At 65.3% G+C, this 24,684-nt stretch carries 9 protein-coding genes; 5 read left to right on the plus strand and 4 right to left on the minus strand.

Features of this window, described 5'->3' with window-relative positions; all coding sequences use genetic code 11:
* Positions 1-8: 8 nt before the first annotated feature.
* The gene (locus tag RS897_RS34780) at positions 9-2,222 is read right to left on the minus strand and encodes a tetratricopeptide repeat protein (RefSeq protein WP_315833192.1); all 2,214 of its coding nucleotides are present in this window, start codon (positions 2,220-2,222) and stop codon (positions 9-11) included.
* A 351-nt stretch (positions 2,223-2,573) separates the two neighbouring features.
* On the opposite strand from RS897_RS34780, the gene RS897_RS34785 reads away from it, so the two are divergent.
* Positions 2,574-4,430, plus strand: coding sequence for a substrate-binding domain-containing protein (locus RS897_RS34785; RefSeq protein ID WP_315833193.1), 1,857 nt, complete (start codon positions 2,574-2,576; stop codon positions 4,428-4,430).
* Positions 4,431-4,728: 298 nt separating this feature from the next.
* Here RS897_RS34785 and RS897_RS34790 read toward each other — a convergent pair whose 3' ends face one another.
* Positions 4,729-5,016: a GIY-YIG nuclease family protein gene (locus RS897_RS34790; RefSeq protein WP_315838840.1), complete on the minus strand. Its 288-nt coding sequence runs from the start codon at positions 5,014-5,016 to the stop codon at positions 4,729-4,731.
* 609 nt (positions 5,017-5,625) lie between these two features.
* On the opposite strand from RS897_RS34790, the gene RS897_RS34795 reads away from it, so the two are divergent.
* From RS897_RS34795 to RS897_RS34810, 4 genes are all read left to right on the plus strand, one after another.
* Positions 5,626-7,605, plus strand: a complete 1,980-nt coding sequence (locus tag RS897_RS34795) for a substrate-binding domain-containing protein (RefSeq protein WP_315833194.1) — start codon at positions 5,626-5,628, stop codon at positions 7,603-7,605.
* A 586-nt stretch (positions 7,606-8,191) separates the two neighbouring features.
* Positions 8,192-8,887: a DDE-type integrase/transposase/recombinase gene (locus RS897_RS34800; protein ID WP_315833195.1), complete on the plus strand. Its 696-nt coding sequence runs from the start codon at positions 8,192-8,194 to the stop codon at positions 8,885-8,887.
* Positions 8,872-9,318: an integrase core domain-containing protein gene (locus RS897_RS34805; protein ID WP_315831059.1), complete on the plus strand. Its 447-nt coding sequence runs from the start codon at positions 8,872-8,874 to the stop codon at positions 9,316-9,318. Before RS897_RS34800 ends, RS897_RS34805 begins: the two co-directional genes overlap by 16 nt.
* A 238-nt stretch (positions 9,319-9,556) precedes the next feature.
* Positions 9,557-10,660 carry an ISAs1 family transposase gene (locus RS897_RS34810; RefSeq protein WP_315833196.1) on the plus strand — a complete coding sequence of 368 codons (1,104 nt, stop codon included), beginning with the start codon at positions 9,557-9,559 and terminating at the stop codon, positions 10,658-10,660.
* Positions 10,661-10,820: 160 nt separating this feature from the next.
* Here the strand turns inward: RS897_RS34810 and RS897_RS34815 are convergent, their stop codons facing one another.
* Positions 10,821-10,964, minus strand: coding sequence for a hypothetical protein (locus RS897_RS34815; protein WP_315833197.1), 144 nt, complete (start codon positions 10,962-10,964; stop codon positions 10,821-10,823).
* 256 nt (positions 10,965-11,220) lie between these two features.
* Positions 11,221-24,504, minus strand: coding sequence for a filamentous haemagglutinin family protein (locus RS897_RS34820; protein WP_315833198.1), 13,284 nt, complete (start codon positions 24,502-24,504; stop codon positions 11,221-11,223).
* Positions 24,505-24,684: the final 180 nt, after the last annotated feature.

A 24,684-nucleotide genomic window follows, 5' to 3' on the forward strand; every position in this document is an offset into this window, starting at 1 on the left:
CCGCTGAGTCAGGCCGCATCCTTTGCGTTCTTGGCCTCGCACCACTCGGCCCACAGCCGCATCAGTTCGCGCGACAGGTTTGCCGCAAACCGCGGCGGGTCGCAGACGGGCGAGGCGGCGATGCGATCGCGCAGGCCGCGGCGCAGCTCGGCGAGTTCGTCGCGGCGACGGGTCCAGCCGACAGCCATGGCCACATAGTCGTCGACGCTGTGGGCGCAAAAGCTGCCGAAACCGGCGGCCGTCAGGTGCGCCGCCGAGTGGCGGCCGGCGAAGGTGTCGCCGACGAAGGTGACAGTGGGCACGCCCATCCACATCGCCTCCAGCGTGGTGACACCGGCGGAGTAAGGGAACGGATCGAGCGCGAGATCGACCTCGCCATAGGCCTGCAGCAGCTTGATCTGCTCGCCCTCGCCCACGAGCTCGACGCGCTCGGTCGGCACCCCGCCCTCGCCGAGCACCCGATGGATGGCGTCGCGGGTGCTCGCCTCGCCGAGGCCGCCATAGACCATCAGGATGCGCGAGTCCGGCACCTCCGCGAGAATGCGCGCCCAGGCCTTGCCGACTTCGGTATTGAGCTTCGCCGGGCGGTTGAAGCAGCCGAAGGTGAACCGGCCGCCGTTCACGCTCGGCAGCGGCGGAACCTCCGGCGCATTGGTCGGCGGGTGATAGCAGACGTAGCAATCCGGCAGGCGGATGGGACGCTCGACATAGGTCGCGTCGTGCTCCGGCGGAATTTCCACCGGATCCGCGATCAGGCCGTCATAGGTGTCGAGACCGACGGTGCCGACATAACCGGCCCAGCCGAGCTGGATCGGCGCGGCGCGCGTGGCGAACAGGGACAGGCGGTTACCGGCAGTGTGGCCGGAGAGATCGAACAGGATATCGACGTTATCCTCGAGGACCCGCCGCCCGAGCGCCCGATCGTCCATCCCGGACACATCGTGCCAGGCAACCGCGATCGCCTTGTAGCGCTCGCTGAAATCGTCGTCCTGCCGCTTGCTGTCGGTCTTGTAGCAGCAAATCTCGTAGCCGAGATCGGCGAGCGCTTCGAACGCGCGCAGCACGAGGAATGACACCGCGTGACGATGCAGGTCCGCCGACACGAGGCCAAGCCGCGGCTTGCGCGCCGGATCCGGCGTGTTCGGGAAGGCGAGCCGGTCAAAGGGCGCGCTCGGCCGATAGAGCGTCGCCCAGCGCTTGTGCTCGCGCAACAGCTCCTCGCGGGTGACGCCGGGCTTGTGCTGGAGCGCGAACAGCAGGGTTCCGGCGATCCCGGCGTTGGCGGGATCGAGCTCGCCCGCACGCCGATAGGCGGCGACGGCTTCCTCGACGCGACCCTGCCCCAGGAATCCGAAACCGCGGCCGACATGATGCTCGGCCTGCAGCGGATCGAGGGCCAGCGCGCGGTCGACATAGCTGAGCCCGCGCTCGAACTGGCGGTGACTGATCAGGAAGTGGCCGTACATGTATTGCGGCAGCGCGACGTTCGGGGCGCTCTCGGCGGCCAGTTCGAACAGCCGCGCCGCCTGATGGTTGCGCTCGGCCGCGCCGAAGCTCATGCCGAGCTCGAGGATCGCCCTGTAGTTCTGGCTATCGATGGTGGAGGCCGCCTGCAGGTCCTCCACCGCCTTGTCGAACTGGCCGTCCATCACATAGGCAAGGCCGCGGGTGCGGTAGGCTTCCACATAGGCGCCATTGAGCGCGATCGCCTTGTCGAGGGCCGCAAGCGCTTCGTTGCGCCGGTTCTCGGTGAGCAGTGCGAGGCCGAGGCTGTATTGCGCGAGCGGCATATTGGGTAAAAGCCGCAGCCCTTCCTGAAGATAGGGGATGCCGTCGCGGGTGCGTCCGGTGCGCGCGAGACAGGTGCCGATCTCGGCCAACGCCGGCGCGTGGGTCGGGATCACGCGCAGTTCAGCCATGAACGCGTCGCGCGCATCGTCGAAGCGGTCGAAGCGGCACAGCGCCACGCCCTTGCAATAATTGAAGCTCGGCTGGTCGGGCGCGAGCCGCACCGCGTCGTTGAACGCACGCAGCGCCTGGCGCCAGCGATCCTGCCGCGCGTGGGCGACACCCTGCTGGTGCAGGTCCTGCGCGCGCTGCAAATTGGATGACGGACGTCCGCTGCTTCCATTCGTCGGCGGCTGCGGCACCGGCCGCGCCAGAATTGCATGGCCGCCATGCTCCACGCGAAGCGCAAGTCGCCCGCTCGAATTGTCTTCCATGTGGGAGGCCCCGTTTGAGACGAATTCCCGCGAAGGTGGCGTTGTCAGAGACACCATCAGGTCGGGAGTCCATAGATCAACTCTCAGCGTATTGCCAAGATATTTTTCGGATCGTGTTCAAAATTTTCTCTGCGCGACGCCGATGCTCGTGTTGTCTATTGGATGTTAGCCAATCATCGACGACGGAGACTTGAACTTCGACGCGTGAGTGACTTGCAATCTTCATAAATCCATCTCTCGATTGTGAAGATATGCATAATATTACTTCATGACATCTTGAACATTACTTTTAGCTCTCGTGACGACGGGATGACGACGCACGCCGGTGATCAACCCCACAGGATAAATGAAATGAAACTGCAATCCTCGACCAAACACCTGCTCGGCACCGCCTCGGTGCTGGCCATGCTCGCGTCGGCGGTGGCCACGCCCGCGAACGCCGCAGCCACCAAAGGCATCTATTTCGGGGGCAGCACGCTCGCCTCGGAAGCCTTCCGCGCGATTTTCGACTGCTATATGGGCGCCACCGTCGGCGCGACCGGCTGGACCGATGGCTTCCAGTTCGGCGTCACCCCCCTGCCGGCCACCTGCACGAACTCGACGTCCAACACCGTGATCACGCTGGGCGTGCAGGGCATGTATGCCGGCGTCGGCTCGGGCAACGGCGTGCGCGGCTACATCGCCAACGATCCGAAACAGTGGTACGGCGGCTCGATCACGCCTTCGCAGACGTTTACTCTGACCAACTCGGCCTCCACGACAGTCCAGCCACCCTTCCCCGCCGTCCAGCCGCCGTTTGCCGACACTCTCAACACGACCTTCGGCGCCTATCCGTATCCGCGCGTGGACGCCGGCCTGTCTGACTCGCCGCTGCCCGCAACCCTCGCGGCCATGACGACGACGTCGATCACCTTCAATACGGTCACCTGGACCCCTCCGGCTACGGTGACTGCGAGCGGCAGCTCTGTCGTCAGCTACACCACGACGGTCACTTATGGCACCCCGATCCAGATCCCGGCCTTCGCGGTCAACGTCGCGATCCCGGTCAACACGGCCGGGCTCACCGTCAACTCGGCGATCGCCCAAGGGACGATCAACCCCACCAGCCCACCATGGGACCAGAACAACCAGGGTGCCGCCATCCAGCTCTCGGAGGCACAGCTCTGCGCGATCTTCTCGGGCAAGGTGACCAACTGGAACAGCACCGCCAACATTCCGTTCATTGACTCGACCGGCGCGGCCTCAACCAGGCCGTTCTACTATACCAACGTCGGCAACGGCATCGGAACGGCTGCGCAGTATACCACCGCGAGCCTGCCGATCACCGTGGTGTATCGTTCGGATGGCAGCGGCACGAGCTTCATCCTGACCAACTATCTGAAGGCGGTCTGCCCGCAGATCGATGCCAGCTACGCCACGATCTTCGGCGCCACGAACCTGCCGAGCACCAACTTCAGCGCCCTGATCGCCAACATCGCCAACGCGGGCATCACGGGAAGCTGGGTTGGTGTCAGCGGAAGCGGCAACGTCCAGAGCGCTGTTGGCGTCACCTCCACCCAGGGTGGCCGCATCGGCTATCTCAGTTCCGACTTCGTCAAGCCCTACGCCATCGCTGCCCAGGCGCCGTCTGCCGCGGCTGTGCAGAACGAACAGCAGCGCGCCGCCGGGGTCGAGCTTCCGATCACGACCGCGACCACAAGCCCGACGTTCATCGCAGCGACGCCGGCCGCTGCCGAACTCGCCTGGCAGGACGGCCGGCTGCAGGCGCCGAATGCATCTTCGACCTGGAACGACTACAACGTCTACGGTTACGTCTTCCCGTCGGGGACCCCCATCCAGGGCGGCGTGACTGTGGACGGCAAGTCGGTGCTGCCGCTCACCAACGTGGCGGGCGCCTATCCGCTCGGCGGCACCGCCTTCCTCGACCTCTATAGCTGCTACAGCGTCGCGGCGGACAGCGCCCGCGTGACCAACCTCAAGACCTTCCTGTCCTGGTACTTCCAGGACGCCGCCAACAACGCCCTGGCCACACAAATCATCCAGGCCAGCGGCTTCCAGCCTCTGAAGGACACCATCAAGGCCGTCATCCGGACGAAGTACCTCGGCACGGTCAACGCGACCCGCATCAACGGGGCACCCCCCTCGGGCCCGGGCGGCTCGACTGCTGGAGGATGCAACGGCGTCACCGGCGGCGCCGGCGCGCTGTAAGCTCACGTCGACGACGAACTGACAACACTGACCGGGCGCCTCGATCGAGGCGCCCGTTTTTTTTGGGGGCGGGCATTTTGTAGGAAACGCTTCGACATCCACTTCGTCGTCACCGGGCTTGTCCCGGTGGCCTCGATTAGGGAGGCACTGCGTCCCTGATCAGGCCGGCAAACGCACTGCGCCCCTCGCCGGGGTTGCCGGGACAAGCCCGGCAACGACGAAGGAAATGTATTGCGTCCCTGATCGGGATGGCCGGAACAAGTCCGGCCATGACGGAGAAGGAAAGTTGCGCCGCGCGCTAGCTCGTAATCTCGTCATACAGGTCGCGCCACGTCGGGTTGCTCTCCGCGATCAGGCGCGTCTTGTACGCCCGCGGCCAGTGCTTGATATTTTTCTCGCGCTGAAGGGCGTCGCGGATGGATTCGAAGATTTCGAAGTGAACCAGGTGCTTGATGCTGTAGGTGCGGGTGTGCCCGGCAACCACGCCTTCGCGGTGCTCGTAGACGCGGCGGACAAGATCGTTGGTGACGCCGACATAGAGCGCGCCGCCCGGCCGGCTTGCGAGGATGTAGACGTAGCAGGACATCGGCGGACGATGATGGAGGATCGGGGTGGGTCCTGCAAGCGCATCAACACCCACTCCGTCGTCACCGGGCTTGTCCCGGTGACCCCGATTGGTTTGTAGCCCGGATGAGCGCAGCGATATCCGGGATCTCATGCGATACGCCATCCCCGGATGTCGCTGCGCTCATCCGGGCTACACGACTGCGGATTTAGTTCATCGCAATCGTCCATTATCAACGCTCCCGGTTACTGGATCGCCCGGTCCTTCGGCCGGGCGATGACATCGTTGGGGACGATGCGTCTCGTCGCAACAAGCGCAGTCATGACAACGAGACGACGATTGCGCGCGTGCATCGAAAAGTCGGCGCGCCCACAAAAATAAGGCAAAAATCGCTGCGCTTCGTCTCGATTCAAATTGTCTAAGACAATGTGAGCACTGCACTGGCGTCGTTGTCGATACGGCGCGGAGGGTTGTGAGGCCCTGCGCGTCTTGCCGTCCCATGATCTTCAAGGACTTCCCAAAGGTCTTCTTCAGCAACATCCACTTCGCATCGAACAAGATCCTTCCGGTCCCGAGACCATGAGCGGGTCGCGCGACGCCGCATCACGCTGTCAAACAGGGAGTTAAAAAATGACGACGACATCCTTTGCCGGGCGCCTGCTGGGCTCGACCTCGCTGGTCGTGCTGTCGGCCGCCGCCGTGATCGGCGCGGCCCAGCCGGCCGCGGCCCAGACCGGCCTCTACGGCGGCGGCAGCACGCTGCCCTCGCTGGCGCTGCGGCAGATCTTCGACTGCTACGAGGGCGCCACCCTCGCCAATGACGGCCAGACCTTCTCGCCGGGCTTCACCTTCTCGCCGCCGAGCCCGAACCAGCTGCCGACCAGCTGCACGCTGGTCTCGACCTCGGTCGAGGGCCTGTTCGCCGCCGTCGGCTCCGGCAACGGCCAGCGCGCCTACATCGCCAACGACGCACGCCAGCTGTTCCGCGGCAGCCCTGATACGGCGCCGGCGCTGGTGAGGAAGCCCTCGGCCAAGCCGCCGTACCGCGACACGGCCAACGCCAATTTCTCGAGCTATCCGTATCCGCGGCTCGACTTCGCGGCGAGCGACGCACCGCTGGCCAGCACGGTCGCCAGCCTGACCACCGTCTCGTTCGGCAGCTTCGTGCCGACGACCAACTGGCAGAACACCCTCCTGATCGGCGCGAAGACCAGCACGGTCGTGAGCTTCAACACCGCGGCTGTCGGCGCGCCGATCCAGATCCCGGCCCTGCAAGTGCCCGTCGCCATCGCGGTCAACACCGCGAACTCCCTCGCCGGCGCGACCTGGACCAACCAGTCGGCGCTGTCGCCGAACACCCAGGCCGGCGGCGCGCTCCAGCTCTCCGCGGCGCAGCTCTGCGCGATCTTCTCGGCGACCGTGACGGACTGGCAGGACACCACGACGCTGATCCCCACTCTCGATGCGGACGGCGTGCAGCAGTTCCAGCACTTCTATGACGACAACACCAACGGCACGCTGACCCCCGTCAGCTACACCAGCCGCCGCCTGCCCATCAAGGTGGTGTACCGCTCCGACGACGCCGGCACGAGCTTCATCCTGACCAACTACCTCGCCAACCTCTGCCCGCTGCTCGACCCGACCGGCACCTACAACTACAAGAAGATCTTCACCGGCGTCGGTGTCGGCGGCGCCACCACGGCCAACCTGCCGTCGAGCAAGTTCCGCAACCTGCTCAAAAACATCAAGGCGGTGAAGGGCGAAGCCGACGACCACAACGATCCGTACGATGTGGACGACGATCAGGAGCGGCCGGATCCGCGCTGGATCAGCGCCGAGGGCGCCAACCAACAGGCGCTCAAGATCGGAACCGGCTCGCTTCTCGCCGGCCGGATCGGTTACCTCAGTGTCGACTTCACCCAGCCCTATGCGCAGACCGTGACCGAGGAAATCGCCGGCGTCACGATCTCCGCCCCGGCCCCGCTGTCGGCCAGCGTCCAGAACGAAGTGCAGCGCATCTTCGGCGTCTATCACCCCGGCCAGACCGGTCTCGACGGCGTGGCGGCGAACTTCGTCGCGCCGACGCCGACCAACGCCGCACAGGCGTTCTCCGGTCTCGTCGCTCCCGGGCCGAACAGCAACCACAATGCCTGGAACATCTATGGGCAGGTCTATGCCAGCGGAAGCGTGGCGGGTGGCGTGACCTATGACGGCCTGTCCGTCATCGGCATCCCGCTGCAGACGGAGACCGACTATCCGCTCACGGGCGCGAGCTATGTCAACGTCTACAGCTGCTACAGCGATACCACAGGCGCCCGGGTGCCGGCAGTGAAGAACTGGCTGGCCTGGTTCTTCGGCGGATCGCTCGGCTCGTTGCCGCCCTACAACCCCGCGACGTCGAATCCCAACGCCCCCGGATTTGATCCCAACGTCGCCAAGGTCATCCGCAACAACGGTTTCCATGAGGTCGACGGCGCATGGGCTGGTAGCGTGGTGCAGACCTACCTGAGGACGAGTGCCGCGGGCGGCCGGACCAGCGCGATCGCGGCCTACAATGCGTCAGGCACGCAGACCGACGGCTGCCAGGGCGTCACCGGCGGTGCGAAGTAAGCAAGGATGAGGTCGAGATCCGGTGAGAGATCACCGGATCATGATCGCAGCAATGACAGACGATAACGGCCGGGTTCTCGATGAGGCCCGGCCGTTTTTTGTTCGAGCCGACACAATATTTGTTGAATTCGCGGCGTCGTCACCGGGCTTGTTATTACAGGCGCATCATCCCCGATGTCATCGCCCGGCCGAAGGACCGGGCGATCCAGTAACCGAGCGCGTTGATAATCGCGGAATACAACCAACCAGAACGTACCGCTTCATTTCATGATTGATTTCGGCGTGTACTGGATCGTCCGGTCAAGCCCTATGACGTTCACACATCTTCGCCATCGGTTGATCCCTGACCCTCCGCCGATGCAAAGAGCTGTTCCCTCCCCCCTTGTGGGGGAGGGATAGGGAGGGGGGGGGGCGCTCTGGTGGTACGGTACAAACTGGGCTGAGTCCTGACAATTTGACCCGGGTTGATTCCTGACAGGCAAGCTTCGTCTGATTCGATGGAGGATCAGGCGATGCCTTTCAGGGAGAGCAGTCCTATGGAGGAGCGTATCGCGTTGTTTCGGAGTACGAGACGGGAGCATTTTCGGTGACGGAGCTGTGCGCGCGGTATGGCATCAGCCGGGAGACCTTCTACGTGTGGAAGCGCCGCCGCGCGAGCGGGGAGCCGCACTGGTTCGAGGAGAGAAGCCACGCGGTGGAGAGCTGTCCGCATGCGACGGCTAGCCAACTGGCCGACTGCCTCATCGCGACACGGCGACGGTTCCCGCATTTCGGCCCGAAGAAGGTCAAGGCATGGCTTGAGCGCGGGCGGCCCGAGATCGACTGGCCTGCGGCGTCGACGATCGGCGACATCCTGAAGCGGGAAGGCTTGGTCGAGACACGCCGTCGCCGACGTCGAGCGATTGCACAGGGCGAGGTGGTGGCGCCGGCAAGCGTCCCCAATGAGGAATGGTCGATCGACTTTAAGGGCTGGTTTCGAACCCGCGACGGGACACGCTGCGATCCGCTCACCATCACGGATGCTGCGAGCCGCTTTCTTGTCGAGGTCCGCATCGTCGATCCGACCTGGGCTGGCGTTAAAGGCGCGCTGGAACGCGTTTTCGCGGACATTGGCCTTCCCGATGCGATCCGCTCCGATAACGGTACACCGTTCGGATCCACGGGGCGGGCGGCCTTTCGGCACTCTCGGTGTGGTGGCTCAAGCTCGGCATCGAGCCGCACTACATCCCGCCGGCGAGTCCGCAGGACAACGCCCGGCACGAGCGCATGCACCGCACTCTGAAGGCTGAGACCTCGAAACCGCCGGCGGCAACGGCTGCCGAGCAGCAGCGCCGGTTCGACGTCTTCCGCCACCACTTCAACCAGGAGCGGCCGCACGAGGCTCTCGATCAAGCGCCGCCCGCCAAGCTCTGGCAGTCGCCGTCGCGCGCCCTGCCGAGCCATCTCCATGACCCCTGGTACGATGCTTATCATGAGGTCCGCCGTGTGCGTTCCTCCGGCGAAATCAAATGGCGCGGCGAGCTCGTGTTCGTCGGTGAAGCGCTTGCAGGCGAACTCGTTGGTCTCGCCGAACGCGACACCGGCGGCCACATCCTGCGCTTCTGCGACCGGGATCTGGGGGTGATCGATCGTGACCACCGTTTCCTCCGCTTTGCTCCCCCGCGCGCCCGGTTCCGTGTTCAGCAGAAAACGGCAGCGACAGCAAAACAATGACCGAATACTGTCAGGCATCAGCCCGGTCCAAAATGTCAGGAATCGACCCGGTCGGACCTCTGGAACTCAGCTCATCGATGGCTCACACGGCTCATTTCAATCTCAGAGTACTGGGTACCCCCCTTCCCCCCACCCTCCCCCACAAGGGCAGGGGAATCGCATATGGCTTTGCGTCCCCTATTGCATTGGAAGGCAAGACGGATTCTGAACATGACTCCCGGATCACGGAGGGAGTCGGATGGAGCAGTTCAGGAGCAGTTTTCGGCAACTGCCGGACCCGCGGGCGGAGAATGCAAGGCACGACCTGCTGGAAGTGTTGTTCATCGCGCTGGCGGCAACGTTGTGTGGGGCGGAGTCCTGCTCGGATATGGCGGACTTCGGCCAGTCCAAAGAGGGGCTGTTGCGGCTGTTCCTGCGTCTGGAGCATGGCATCCCGAGCCACGATACGTTCAGCCGGGTGTTCCGCCTGCTCAAGCCGCAGGCCTTCGAGAACGCATTCCGTCGTTTCATGGCCGCCTTTGCCAAGGCCAATGGGCTCAAGCTTTCTGGAGTGGTGGCAGTCGACGGCAAGGCTTTGCGCGGGGCCTACGAACGCGGTGGCAAGGCCACGCCGCTGCATCTGGTCAACGTCTTTGCGGTGGACGCCCGTATGGCTTTGGCCCAGCAGAAAGCACCCGGTCGCAACGAGACGGCGGGCGCTTTGGAAGTGATCGAGCTTCTGTCCCTCGAAGGCTGCATCGTTACAGCCGACGCACTGCATTGCCACCGAGCCTTTGCGGCAGCGGTGCGCGAGCGTGGCGGCCACTATGTTCTGGCGATCAAGGCAAACCGCGGGCATTTGTTCACCGCGGTTACGCAACAGTTTGCGCGATCGGGCAAGCGCAGCGTCGCCGAGCAGATCAACCAATCCACCCACGATCGGCGCGAAGCTCGGCGCGCGACCATCATGCGCAATACCAGCTTGGCCACCCTCTACGGCTTCCCGGGCGCGGCTGCGGTGGGCCGCGTCACATCGCGCAGGCGCTTGCGGGGTCGGCGGGCCGATGCCCCGGCCGTGCGATACTATTTGCTGTCCAAATACATCTCCCCCAAGCGGCTGCTGCACGTCACGCGCAGTCACTGGGGCATCGAGAACCAGCTTCATTGGGTCCTCGACGTCCATTTCGCCGAGGATGGCAATCGTGCGCGAAAAGACAACGCTCCCGAGAACCTCGCCATTCTGCGAAGGCTGGCCCTCAACATTCTGCGAACTCACCCGGATCGAGCTTCTCTGCGCCGCAAAATCAAGCGCGCCGGCTGGGACGATACCTTCCTCATGCAGATCCTCAGCCATATGCGATAGCCCTGCCCACAAGGGGGGAGGGAGCCGCAAAATCATCGTCTCGACATCAAGACGTCGCGGATCGAGATGTGTGCATCTCGTAGGGTCAAGCCGGACGATGACACTGAATTTGCCGAGACACAGCGACGCTCACTACGGTTTGCTCGACTCTCTCCATTGCTCACAACGGATCGTAATGCAGATGCGGATTCGGCTTCACCCGCGGCTCGTCATGCCGGGTTGTTTCGTTGAGCACCAGCGCGGCGATCCAGGCGAGACCGCTCAGCAGCGCCATTCCGGTGAGCATCCCAAGCAGGAAAGTCATTGTTACTCCATTGGTACGACGGACACGTTCGACTCCCACTATGTCGTCACCGGGCTTGTCCCGGTGACCTCGCTTAGGGAGGTAGAGCGCTGCTGATCGGAAGCGGCACCGCACTGCGCCCCTGATCGGGGTTGCCGGGACAAGCCCGGCAACGACAGAGAAAAAATCGTCGGGCGGTTGAACGCCACCGTAACCCGCCATCATGATCAGCGCGCGACATCAATGGCGGTTACGCTGCGACTAACCGCCCTACAAACTACTGTTGCCCTCGCCGGCGGCGCTCATCATCACCGCTGTCGACACCACCACCACTGCCGCCATAACCCACCACCTCGACAATGATGATGGAGGGCTGCTCGTTAGGCTTGGCAGCGCCGGGCTGGCCGGACTGCTGGGTCGCAGCTGTCACGTTGGTGGGCGCGGTCAGCGCGGCGTTCGGCACCGGCGCGGTCGCGAGACCGGTAACGGTGCCGGTGGACTGGGCGTTAAAGGAGTTGAGCACGATCGGTGCGACAATGAAGATGTCGTTGCCACGCACGCCGGCAGAACCGAGGTCGATGGTGCCACGGGGCGCGACCAGCGTCACGTTGCTCTTGGTCTTGTCCTGCCCCGGCAGCGTCACCAGGGCGGCGATGCCGGCGCCGGTGACCAGGCCCTGCGGATTGGTATAGCAGTAGCCAAAGGCGGTGCAGATCATGCTGACCGCCGGGCTCGAGGCATAGGTCTTCGGCCCCGAGCCGGCGTTGATGTCACCGTTGGCGACGAACAGGCTGACGTCGCCGCCCTGCTGGGTCATGATGCGGCTCTGGTTGACCAGGATGGAGTCGTCGGTGAAAGTACGGACGGTGCCGCCGGCAAGCGTCAGGATGCCCTCCTGGTTCGGCTTGAGCGTGTCGAGGGAGGCATGACCGACAGTGATGCCGCCACCCGGCCCCAGGATGTTGATGTCGCCGCCCATCTGGGTCTCGACCAGCGAAGCCGCGACATTGAGTTTGCCGGTCGCGATCTTGACGGCCGCGCCGTTGCCGCTGCCGGTGGCGTTGTCGGTGTAGCCGTTGCCGGCCGGGAACAACGTCGAAATCGCCTGATAGGCGCGAGCGTATTGCTGATAATAGGTGCTCGACGAAGTCTCATGGTCCCTGCCCACCTGGGCCACGAAATCCATGAAGTTGCGGTTGATCGACAGATCGATCTGCCGTTGCTGCTGCTGCAGGCCGGCGATATCCGCGGCCTGCAGATTGAACGTCAGCTGCGGAAAGCCCGCCTTGGCGGCGAGACCATTCAGCACCTGATTGATCTGCGCCGTCGACAGGGCGCGGTACACCACGGCGGCCTCGCTCGCCGTCAAGGTGACGTCGACCTTCGGATCGGAGATGCCGGCGGCGATCGCACGCAGCCGGATCAGTTGATCGACCAGTTGATCGAGCTGCCGCGCGATCGGAAGTATGAAATCGATGCCGGTATCGGCCGCCACCTTCGCATCGGCGTAGGCCGCAATCGCGGCCACATAATCGATGCCGGGCTTGACACCGAACAGCAAGTTGATCCGGGCGCCCTGCGCCGGCAAATAGGGCCGGAGAGCGTTGGTGGCGGACAGATTGGCGAACGTGCTGCCAATAGCACTCCCGTTGCCGAACGTGGCAATGCCCGAGGTTGATGTGGCCAGCGGCGCACCGGAGGGCGCGAACGGCCCCATGTCATGCCCGGCCTGCAGCACGAAGTCGCCGGGACCGTAGAGATAATAGGAGCCGCCGACCAGATCGTGGCCCGCCACGATGCTGGTGATGTCGCCGACATTGTTGTTCTGGCCGATGAACCTGAAACCAGAGCTCGACGCGCCATTGCCGGTTGTCTGGAGCTCTCCTCCCTGGACCAAGCCCGCATAGATGTTGTTGCCCGCCTCGATCCGCGCCGGCTTGATCAGGGTCAAATTGGCGGCAAGGCCGCGGTCGGCATCGACGGCATAGATATCCTGCCCGGCCGCAATGATCACCGGATCGGGATCATTGGCATGCAGCGCCAGGGTCAGGCTGGGCAACGGCACCCCGAGCGGGCTGATGTAGTTGGCATAGTCCAATAGATTCGAGTTCCGGCCGACATATTGCGTGGTCGCGGTGCCGAGATCAGGCATCGCCAGGCCAAGCCCGAGATCAATCGAGCCGGCGGCGACAAGGCTGATGGTCCCGGTGTCGCCTCCGGTCTGGGTCGGGTACGGCACCAGGTTTGCGTTTCCGAAGATGTTGGTACCCGTCTTGTTGACGGCAATATCCCCGCTGAGCGCCGCCAGCTCGAGGGTGGCGGGCAGCAGCAGCCCGACGGTGGTGGATGGCACAAGGCTGCCTGGGGCGAAGGCCGGATTGTGGACAAACAGACCGCCGATGACGGACGGAGAGACCGTCAGAGCCGTGACGTCGCCGGTGACGCTGGTCAATGAGACGCCGCTGCCCGGACCGTAACTGGTGAAGAAGTTGCTCCAGAAGCTATTTTCGGTGGTGCCGCCCGGCAGAGCCGTGAGCGGCGTCTGCACCACGGCACCGAGTGGCAGCGAAGCGGGGTCGTAGACATTGCCGAGGGTCACCGAACCCCGGGCGATCAGGTCGATGAAGCCGTCCTGCACCGCGAGTTGCAGCGGCAGCGCATACGAGCTGATGACTGGACCACCCCTTGTGATCCCGATGGTCGGCTTGCCCTGGTTGAGCGGATTGCTGGTGGTGGCCTGCACCTCCCCGCCGACCTTGATCAGGCCGCTGCCGCGGCCGACCAGCAAGTTACTGCTCAGGAGATCGCGGCCGGCGGTGACGCTGAGGTTGCCGCCGCCATAATAGACGGCCGTGGGCCCGATCAGGTTGCCGCTGGCATCGCGGGCGCCGGTTCCGCCTCTCACGACCAACGTCTCCGGCAGCGAGGCGCCGATATCGATGATATCGGCGCCCGCCGCCAGCGTGATGTTGCCGCCGCCGAGCGCGCCGAAGCCCTGGAAGAAGGTGGCGTAGTTGATCCAGGCGGCGGTCTGGCAGGCGACCGAACTCGCGACCGCGCAAGCCGCGAACGGCGTGGTGCTGCCGTCCGACTGGCCGTAATGGATGTACCAGTCGCTCCAGAGCTGGCCCGTCAGGGCGCCGGTCACGCCGGTCTGGCTGCCGTCGGTGTCCATCGGCATTTCGATGCCGATGATCGAGCCGCCGGCGGTTACGGTGACCGCACCGCCGCCGACACCCCAGGCCGGCGTGCTGACGAGGCCGTTCGGGCTGTTGGTATAGGCCGCCGGCAGGGTCGGCGCCCTGAAATCGGACGGCGTGTCCACTGCGGCACCGGCGGTATAGACCGCGCCCGGCGCCACCTGGTCGAGCAGTTCGACATTGCCGGCGGCCGCGATGGTGATGGAGCCGGTGCCGGTGCGCACCAGGGTCGGGATGACGATGGTCAGACCGTTCCTCTGGGCATTCGCGTACGAGGTGTGCCCGTCGATCGCCACGTTGCCCGTCAGCGTGGACGACAGCGACGATGTCGCGATCACCGCATTGGGATCGACCGACGGCGCAGTCCCGGTGAAAGCGGCGCCGGCGACGAGGTCATAAGAGAAGCTGCCCTTGCCGCTGAGGGCTGATGACATCAGTTGCGACGCGGACGTAGTATTGAAGGCCGCCGCCCCTGTCACGCTGTCAATCGCGGGGTTGTTGGCGATCATGTTGGCCGGCGGTGGCGGTGCCGGCACCGGTGCCGGCGAGGCCACGTACGTGTCCGGGAACAGCGTGAGATAGGCCAGCGGCGAGGATGGCGGCGTGACCGCATAACAAACGAGGCAGGTTGGAGCGTCGATGCCTGCGACATTGGCGAGTGTCTTCGGCTTGCCGTTCAATGCCGCGTCCAGCGATGTGGGAACACCGAATTGAATCCTAGAAGCATTGACTAAATTCGCATCAACGACACCAAAGAAATAGTTTTGCCATTGCGACACATAATCCATGCCCGTCCCAGGCTGGGCGCCGGATTTGATGTTATAATAAAGGTAAGGATTTGTCGCATTCGGAGCTACGGGAATGGCAGATGGAACGGCCGGCGCTCCGCCGGTAAATTGCGTGTACAGATCCGGCAGAGCAGCATAAGGCACATAGGCGCCAAACCCCGGCGGAAGCCCAAAAAGCGGATCAGTGGCCGCATTCGTATTCACCTGCACGATCTCGGTCATGTAGGCGTGATACATGTTCACGTACTGAATATAGAACTGGTCGTATTGATCGATCACCCGGGTGTCGCCGGTCAGGCTGCCGATGCTTGTCGGTTTCTGCAGATGAAATTGCAGGGAATTAAATAGCGCAAGGTTTTCTGGCGTATCGGCAAGATTGAAGAACGCCGCGTCCACGCGCGAGGACGTGAAACCAGGAAAGCCGACAACGTCCATAGTCGAGCCGCTGTAGAACAGGTCCCCACCGACAAACAGATTCTCATAGTCGCGGAAAGCCGACGTGGCCGTTTCCTGGTCGTAGGCGTCCGCCGCGCCGCCTGCGGGCGGCGGCGGCGGCGTATAAGGCTGATAGAAGCCGTCGGTGATGGTGGCGTTGATCACCACGTTGTTATACGCGCGGAGCGCCAGCGTTCCCGGTTCGCCCAGGCTGGTGCGATAACTCAGCGTGGTGTTGCCGGATCTGTCGGTCACGCCCGCGCCGAGATTCCAGTTGCTGGCGACGGTGATGTTGCCGTTGTTGATGGTCGAACTCGGATTGACCAGGTCGATCTCGGGCCGCAGGTGGAGCATCGACGACGGCAGCGGCGCCGCGGCAGAGTTGCCGACCCGCAGCCTGGCGCCGGCGAAGCTGGCGGCCACCGCCGTGGTGTCGAACGGATTGTTGACAAAGCGCAGCAGCGTGTCCTGGTAGAAATCGACATGGGGCCGATACGCCCCGGTGGCCGGATTCGTCAACGTCGAGGTCGGATAGAGACCATTGCTGGCAAAGATGATCTGGGTCGGCTTGCCGTTGGTCAGCGAGGCATCGAAGAATCCCGCGGGATCGATGATGCCGTCGAAATGCTGCCGCAGCTGCGCCTGCTGCTCGGGCGTCAGGGCATTGTAGGCCGCAACGGTGGTGACACTGCCGCAGCCGCCGGCGATCAAGGAGCAGCCGTCGGTGGTGCTCCACACCGCATAGGCGTTGAGCACCACGCCGCTGCCGCTGGGGTTGCCGTTGATATCGGCATTGGTGACGACGGTGCCCTTGAAGTCGACATTAACGCCGCCGCTGGTCAGGATCGGGGCGCGGATGATCACCGAGCCGCCGGTGTTGTCGATGTTGGGGCCGCCGGCGCCGCCGCTGACATTGAAGGTGGCGCCGTCGGCAACGATGATCGCGCCCGACGTCGACACGTTCTGGTAGCCGTATTGCGCATTGAGAGTGCCGTCGGGCGTGCCCGTCGTGCCCAGCGTGATGGTGCCGCCCTTCTGCACCAGATTGGCCGTGCCCTTGGCATACAGCGGATCGAGCTTGTCGTAGGGCTTGAAGGATGCATCGAGCACCGCGCCGCTGTTGACGGTGACGCCGGCGCCGCCATACAGCGCGATCTGGCCATTGGCTCCGCTGGCATCGATCGTGCCGTTCACGGTCACGCTGCCCTTGTCGGACAGCAGCAGCACCTTGCTGGAGACGAGATTGTCGACGACGATGTTGTCGCTCACGAGCCGCATGGCGAAGCTGCCGGTGAAGCCCACGATCCCCGACAGGCTGGGATTGGTCAGGCGGTCGGCCTGAAGCGTGAAATCACCGCCCAGCCCCTTGAATGCGGCATGGCCGTCGATGGTGCCGTCAAGCGTCGCTTTGTTCGCGGCCAGGATGGAGACCGATCCGGCATAACCGTTGCCCGCCGCAGCCACGCTGACGACCGCGCCCGGATTGATCACGACATCTCGGGTGACCGACGCGAGCTGCACGTTGCCGCCCGGCGTATCCTGGACGATATCGAGGATGGTGATGCGCGAACCGGAGGCATCGATCAGCGCTCCGGCACCGAGCAGGACGTTGCCGGCTGTCGCGGTGAGGCTGACATTGCCCGACAGCGCGCGGATCACGGCGGTGTCCGTGATGGTGCCGCCGGCGATGGCGAGCGCGCCGCCGATATTGGTGGCGACGCTGGCCGGCGCGGCCCCCGCCCCGGTCTGAAGCGTGACATCGCCCGACGTCACGAGCGACTGCGTCGCGCCGCTGTTGACCACGATCACCGGCGCGGACAGCACCACGTTGGCTGGACGACGGTTTCCGCCGGAGAAGCTGACGGTCGGAACACTGGTATAGCCAGAGCCCCCGTTGGTCAGCGCTAACTGACTGACGCCACCGCTTGCGATCGCCGCCGTGGCCGTCGCACCCGCCCCTCCACCGCCCGCGATCGAGAGTGTGGGAACGGCGGTGTATTCATCGCCCTGGTTGGCAATGGAAATACCGACAACGCCGAGCGAAGCCGTGAGCGTGGCGCCGCTGCCTCCATGGGTGTTGGTAACACTGACCGCGGTAATGGGGCCGGTATAGCCGGAACCCGTGGCGGTGATGTTGACGCCAATGACCGTACCGTTGACGTCGACCACGGCGGTGCCGGTGAACCCCTGCCCGCCGGCTCCGGTGATCGTGACCAAGTCGCCATTGCTGTAGCCCGAGCCACCTGCGGTCACCGCAATGCTGACGACCCCCAGCGACGCCGTGGCGGCGGCAGCCGGTGCCGCATTGAGGCTGCCGGAGCCGCTGAAGGCGATGGCCGATCCGGCGTTCAAATTGATCTGGCCGAAGCCGCCCAGGCTCTTGGCGCCGACGTCCTCGGTGATCGTCCCTGCAGCGTTGAGCGTCAGCGTGCCGCCGACATCGGTGGTAATATTGAAGCAATTCCCGGCGACGCAATTGCCGGTGACGCCGCGGCTGTTGGCCAGGGTGATGTTGGTGGCATTGACCGTGGTGCTGCCGCCCTTGCCGTACAGCCCGGCGCTGTCAAAGATCAGCGTGCCGATGGGATGGCTGGCATCGCCGATCTGCAAACCACCGGCATCGTAGAGATTGATGACGGAGGCGCTGCGCAGGCGGAGCGAGACCGCATCGTTGAAAGCCGCGAGCCGGTCCGTGCCCAGCACGATGCCGGAACTGCTGCCGCCGATGTTGTTGCCGATGTTGATGACCGAACCGGCGATATCGTAATTCCTGGCCTTCAGCACCGCGTCGGAGGCGAGCGCGCCGTTGCCGCTGGTATCGAGGGTCAGGGCATTGCCGCCGTCGATGTTCGCACCGGCGCCGATCGAGAAGGCGCCCTGGGCGGTACCGGTCGGCGGCGTGCCGGGGCCGGCGTATTGGCCGGGCACGAAGAACCGCGTCACGTTCACCGTGCCGCCGTTGGAGACGCGCACCAGCGCGCCATCGCCGTTGATCCCGGCGGTGTATCCGGTCAGCTTGCCAGTGTTGTCGAACTGGGCAACGGGATCGGCCCCGAAACTGATGTCGCGGCTGGTGCCCGCCGGCACCGCGCCGGCCGCTGCGATGAAGCTGCCGTCGTCGACCACGACGCCGCGGCCGCCGGCCTTCGCGACCAGCAGCAGTTCCGGCCCGGTCAGCTTGTGCGCCTCGTCGGTCAGGATTTCGAGATTGAGTGCCGTGGCGGTGATGCTCTGCACGCCGTTGATCACGGTGGCGGTGCCGCCGATCAGCACCGAGGACGCCCTGAGATTGCTGATCTGGTCGGCATCGAGCAGGAGATAATTCGTTGCATCCGTACAGCCGGCAGCACTTCCGCCAACGCAGACGCCGGCCGGCAGATCCTTGTCGGCGGCAAGCACCAGGATGTTCCGGCCGCCGATCTGGACCTGGCCGCCGCCGCCCACGAGGCCCGGCGCGAGAGCGCTGATCCCCGGCGCAAAGCGGTTGGTGCCGGCAAGGTCGAGCGCGTTGATGGCGCCGAGCACCAGCACGCCGCCGTCGATCGGCAGCGGCGGCGGCGCCTTGCCCGCGGCCAGCGCCTGGTTGCGGAAGAAGGCCGTGCCCGAGGTGATATCGATGCGCGAATATGTCGACCACGCTGCCTGCGACTGCAGCTGGAACATGGCGGTCTGCGACGACTTCGCGCCGGTGATCGAATTGCCGAGGGTACCGGTGACGTATTGCGAGCCGTCAGGGCTGGTGAAGTTCACGGGCGTGTTCGGGTTGACGTTGCCGGCCACCTGCACCACGCGGTAAGCGCCGGGCAGCGTCGCATACATGCCGGGCAAGAGCGTGTAGGTGCCGGCCGGGATGCCGTTGCCGCCGGCGATGGTCACCGACTGGCCAGGAGTGAGCGCATTGGCGTAGGGCTGCGCGCTGTTGGCCGTGGCGCTGCTGCCATTCGGCACGACCAGGCCGGAATAATAGGTGTAGGCGAAATTGGGATCATACGCCGCGACCTTCGCCTGATAACTCGGGACCAGGGCATAGACCTGGCGTCCGTCGGCATAGGTCGGCGTCAGGGCGCCGCTTGTGAGATCCTTCTGATAAGTCGCGAGCACGTTGCGGGTGCCGCCGGTGCCGGCGACATATTCGGTGGCATAGATGTCACCACCGCCGTTGAGATCGAGCACCGCGCCCGCACTGGTGGTCACGCTGCCGCCGAGCAGGCTGATCGCCTTGGACGGCGGCGCCGACAGCACCGGCGGCACATTGCCCGAACCGCTGCTGGGGACGCCCTGATACCAGGTGGTGCCGTCGATGGTGAAGCCATCGGGAATGACAAGGCCCGCCGCGGACACCGACGTGAGACTGCCGGCGCCCAGGGTCACGCTCTTTGTCTTTGTGTCGACCAGGCCGTTCGGGTTGGCCAGCAGCACCGAGAGGGCCGCCGGAAGCGCGGTCGGCGTACCGATGACGATGTTGCCGAGCGGCGCCCACAGCGTGCCGTCCTGCTCGATGGTGCTGGCGCTGAGCACGAGGCCGCCACCGGCCGACAATGGAATGGTGGCGGGGCCGTTCGGCAGGATGGTCAGCTTGCCGTCTGATGCCGTCGAGGCCAGCAGGAACTGGGTGTTGCTGGCCGGATAGATCTCGGCCGCGCGCAGCGTGAGATTGCCCGGCACAAGCAGCGCCCCGGCGAAGGTCGTGATGGTCGAGTTTCCGAGGCCCGTGACGAGACCATAGTCGTACGGCAGCGCCCGGATGGCGGAGGCGCTGGTGAGCGTGGCGTTGCCGACGTGGTCGAGCGCGATCGCGCTCTGCAGATCGATCCATTGCGCTGAGATATTCAAGGTGCCGGTGCCGGCAGCCGGCGCTGTCAGCCCAGCTGGCGCCACGTTGACAGTCCCCTTTCCGACAATGCGCACATAGCCGGCGTTCAGGTTCACCGTGCTGGCGTCGGCCAGCGCGAAGTGCCCGCTGCTGGCGTAGAGGGTCAGGGCGCCCGGAAGCGTGATGTCGAGCGAACCGCCGAACTTGATGGTGCCGCCGCTGGCGGCATTCAAGGTGACGGAATCCAGGCCGCTGTTGCTCAGGGTATCGACACCGATGAAGACGCCCGGCGTGGACGCGGCACGCAAAGCGGACAACTCCGCCGCGACAACACCCGCGCGCTCCACCACGATCGTGGTCGGCGTCGGCTGGGCTTGAGTGTTGACGATGCTGCCGACGGTCAGACTGCCGCCGCCCGCCAGCGGCGCACCGCCGGCGGCGTCGAACGTTCCGGCGAAATAGACGTTGGTGCCGAACAGCTGCAGGTTGCCGCCATTGCTCCAGGCCGCCTGCCCGACCAGACCGGGCGCGAGGCCGCCCTGCGGCAGCTGGATCAGGTTGCTCTCCGCCGACACTGCAGCGCCCTGCAGATCGAGCCGGGCTCCGGACTCCACCACCACGGCGCTGTCCGAATCCGCCCCCGTAAGCGTACCTGCAAGGGTGATGGTGCCGCCGTCGAGCACCGTGCCGGTGGCATAGGCGATCACCCGCGGATCGGGCACGAAGGTGCCGCCGACATCGAGCTCGGCGGTGGCGCCGATGTGAACCTCGTTGCCGGAGATGGCGATGGTGCCGCCCGGCGCGACGATGCTGCCGAGAACTGTCGCCTCCGCCCGCGCAACCAGCGCGCCGAATTGCGGCCGGGTTGCGTTCAGGGTGATGGTGGCCCGCGGATCGGCCACGATGCTGCTGCCGAGGTCGATCAGGATACCGGTCTGGGAATTCAAGGTGAGGCCGGCCGGCTGGCGCAGGCCGACGGGCAACAGCCCGACGGAGGCGAAGCTGCGTACCAGCGTGCCGGTGGGAATCTGCGCCACGGCGCCGGTGGGCAACGCATTGGTCTGCTGCAGCACCACCTGCGTGCCTGATGTGATCGTGGTGCCGCCATAGATGTCGCTCAGCACATATTGCGAGAAGCCGCCGCGGAAGAACGATGTCGGCAGCACGAGCTGGCCGGCCCTGGCGTCCGACACCACGGCACCGGCCGCCGGCAAACCGCCGAGCGCATCGGCCGTCGCGCCGGACACATAGGACGTGACCTCTCCGGCCGCGCCATCGATCACCACGGTCGGCACCTGCAGCGTCAAGGTGCCGCCGCCGTCGAAGCCGCCCGCATAGATGGTGCCGCCCAGCAGCACATTGGCCTGATCGGGATGGTTGACGCTGCCGTCGGGGTTGGTGCCGTGAGGGACGACGTTGATAGGGCTGGTCCCGCCGCCAGCCGTGGTCGCAATCAGGCCGGGGAAGCCGCCGGCATAGCTCGTCAGTGTCAGGCTGCCGCCCCTGCCGACCGGCAGGCCGTCGGCGCCGGTCTTGAGCGTGCCGGAAGGCGTGACATAACCGCCGCCCGACAGGTCGATGACGCTGCCCGACGACAGCACGATGCTTTGGGTGACGTCCACGAAGGCGCCGTCATCAATGCGCGGCCCGTCGCTGGCTGCGATGGTCGAGATGCTGACCGAGCCGCCATTGACGAAGGCCGCGCCCTGCATCTGATCGAGCCCGAGGCCGGCGTCGTTGACCCAGAGGCCGTGCACATCCAGCACCGCGTGCGACCCGATCACCAGCGCCGCGGTCGGCGGCCGCTGTGGCTGGTTGAGCGGATATGTGAAACCGGTGAGGCTGATCTTGCCGCCGGGCGCGCTGAGCGTGCCGTCGATGGTCGCCACGCCGTCCAGGGTGATGCTGCCGCCGGGACGCACCGACAACACCGCATCCGTCGCCATGTCGAGCTGATGCGCGCCCTTGATCGAGATGGCGTTGAACGACGCATGCGACAGCAGGTCGGAGAACACCGGGAACAGGCCGTTGGTCAGGGTCGGTGACCAGGTCGAGGCATTGGCAAAGCTGAAGCCGCTCAGGCCATAGGGATCCGGCCCAGTGTCCGCCTGCGGCCCGAGCACCACATTGTACAGGCTGGGGCCGCCGACTCCCGTGAAGGTGAGGTTCAGCGAGGCGCCGGTGGGCATCGCATCGAGGCCCGCGCGCTGACGCCTGCCGGCGATCAGGTCGGCAACGATCTCGCCGGCCAGGATCGGAGCGGTGGCGGTGATGTTGATCGCACCGCCGTTGGCGCCGGAGACATAGCCCTGCTCGTAGTGGCCGCCCTTGCCGAACGGGCTGAGATAGACTTCGGTCAGCGTCGGATCGAGGGTGCCGTTGCGGTTGTGCAGGACCGTGAAGCCGTTGGCGATGCCGACATAGGTGATATTGGGATTGGCGCTGCCGATGTCGTAGACGCGCCCGTCGGCGCCGAGCAGGCGCGTGGTGTTGATGACGCCACCGCTGTACTGGACATAACCGGCGGAGACGTTGATCACGGAGCCGGGCTGCTGGATGACGTTGATGGCCGATGTGGTGAGCGTGCCGCCACGGGTGAGGATCTGGCTGATGCCTTGCGGGACCAGGCCGGCATAGCCGGCCGCCGTGAGCAGCGGCGAGCCGACCCAGCGGAAGCCGTCGGCGCGGGTGCCGCTCAGGCGCAGGTCGATGGTGACAGTCTTGCCGATCAGGCTCTGGGCCAGCGGCGTGTCGGCGACCTCGGCGGCAGTGACCTTGAACGTCACCAGGTTGTTCGACATCGGCAGCGTGACGCCGGCAAGGCCGGAGAGATCGATGGTGCTGCCCGGCTCGAGCAGCACGGTGGCTGCGCTGATCGTGACCGCGGCGCCCGGCGCCTTGATTTGCGCACCGCCGAGGCCGGCGCCATTGCCCTGAACGTCGACGCTGCCCGCCGCCTGGATGGTGATCTGCGGCTGCAGCACCGTCTGGAAATACGGCGCGTTGGTCGCGCCATTGGCGCTGGTGGTGGAATTGACGGTCGAGGTCGGCAGCGTGGTGCTGGTCTCGTCCGGCAGGATCGTGGTCAGGCTGGACGCCCCGAGCACGATATTGCCATTGGCGCCGCTCGCGCAGCTCAGCAGGCAGGCCGCGCTCATGGTGATCGAGCCGGTGCGCGTGGTGCCGGTGGTGGCGACGATGCCGCCGAGCTGGTTGATCGATCCGCCCGCCAGCGTAACCGCGCCGGCGTTGGAGATGAGCAGGCCGCTCGCCTCGTTGGTGACGACGCCGCCGCCGGCCAGCACCTGGATCGCGGTCCTGGTGCCGACAATGGGCGTGCCGTTCGGTGCGCTGGTCAGCGGCGTGATCAGCGTGATGGCGCTGTCCGACGCCAGGATGATCTGGCGGTTCTGGGTGGTGATGGCGCCGGCATTGCTGACACCGCCGTCGGCGAGCAGCGCCACATAACCGCCGTCCCCCGTCGCGGTGATCTTGCTCGTGGTGTCGATGATGGCGCCGGCCTCGACCCGGATCTTGCCGCCACCGCCCTGATTGAAGATCGCGGCGCCCGCGCCGGACAGGCCGTTGGGAACGGGGTTCGAGTACAGCCCGCTCTGCAGAAACGCCTGATCGCTGATGCCAAGGCCCAGCGTCGAGGCGACCAGCGTGTTGACATTGATCTGGCTGGAGCCGCTGAAGACGATGCCGTTCTGGTTGATCAGATAGACCGCGCCGTCGGCCTTGATGGCGCCCTGGATCTGGCTCGGCGCGGCGTTCGGGCCGATCTTGTTCAGCGCCGCCCAGTTGGCGTTGCCCTTCTGGTCGAAATTGACCGTGGTGTCGCGGCCGACATTAAAGGTCTGCCAGTTCAAAAGCGCGTTTTGCTGGGTCTGCTCGATGTTGACCGTGGTCTTGCCGCCGTTTGAGGTTTGGGTCGGCGTGTTGGCGCCGACCCAGGTGGTGACGGGATTGGCGACGCCGGGCGATTTCAGACCGCTGTCCGGCACCAGGCCGCCGATCACAAGGCCGTTGGGAACCGAGCTCGGCGCATTCATCGCCAGCGCCCGTGCCGCGCTTTGCGCCGCCTGCAGCGCCTGGATCGCCTTGGTCGCGCGCGCCAGCGACTGCTGCGAATTCTGCGCCGCCAGCAGCGCCTGCTGGGCGGCATCTTGTGCCGCGCTCGAGGCGGCCGCTGCCGGCGTCGGCGCACTGCCGTTGAAACCGAACGGGCGCGCGCTGGCCCCCGAACTCACCACCATCGCGACCATGCTGACGCCGGCAAGAAACAGAGCACGACGCGAACGGGACAAAAGATGGGGACGCATGCGAGGGCCTTCCAAAACAGCAGGTGATGCGAGATCAAATACGACAGCGCAAAGCACCGCGGCCGGCCTGGAAACCAGCAAACGCGATGCCCAAGGACCTCATGAGACAAGTCTCATGATCGGCCCTCCCCCGGCCCGTCCACGCGCAACACCTGCGTCCAAGCACGCGCGCAACAACCG

The sequence above is a fragment of the Bradyrhizobium prioriisuperbiae genome (assembly GCF_032397745.1).
GTDB classification, from domain to species: domain Bacteria; phylum Pseudomonadota; class Alphaproteobacteria; order Rhizobiales; family Xanthobacteraceae; genus Bradyrhizobium_A; species Bradyrhizobium_A prioriisuperbiae.

What these genes read in the sequence shown, in the direction of transcription:
- RS897_RS34785 (WP_315833193.1), top strand. Translation starts at nt 2,574, where the DNA reads ATGAAACTGCAATCCTCGACCAAACACCTGCTCGGCACCGCCTCGGTG.
- RS897_RS34815 (WP_315833197.1), bottom strand. Translation starts at nt 10,964, where the DNA reads ATGACTTTCCTGCTTGGGATGCTCACCGGAATGGCGCTGCTGAGCGGT.
- RS897_RS34780 (WP_315833192.1), bottom strand. Translation starts at nt 2,222, where the DNA reads ATGGAAGACAATTCGAGCGGGCGACTTGCGCTTCGCGTGGAGCATGGC.
- RS897_RS34795 (WP_315833194.1), top strand. Translation starts at nt 5,626, where the DNA reads ATGACGACGACATCCTTTGCCGGGCGCCTGCTGGGCTCGACCTCGCTG.
- RS897_RS34805 (WP_315831059.1), top strand. Translation starts at nt 8,872, where the DNA reads ATGCACCGCACTCTGAAGGCTGAGACCTCGAAACCGCCGGCGGCAACG.
- RS897_RS34790 (WP_315838840.1), bottom strand. Translation starts at nt 5,016, where the DNA reads ATGTCCTGCTACGTCTACATCCTCGCAAGCCGGCCGGGCGGCGCGCTC.
- RS897_RS34810 (WP_315833196.1), top strand. Translation starts at nt 9,557, where the DNA reads ATGGAGCAGTTCAGGAGCAGTTTTCGGCAACTGCCGGACCCGCGGGCG.
- RS897_RS34820 (WP_315833198.1), bottom strand. Translation starts at nt 24,504, where the DNA reads ATGCGTCCCCATCTTTTGTCCCGTTCGCGTCGTGCTCTGTTTCTTGCC.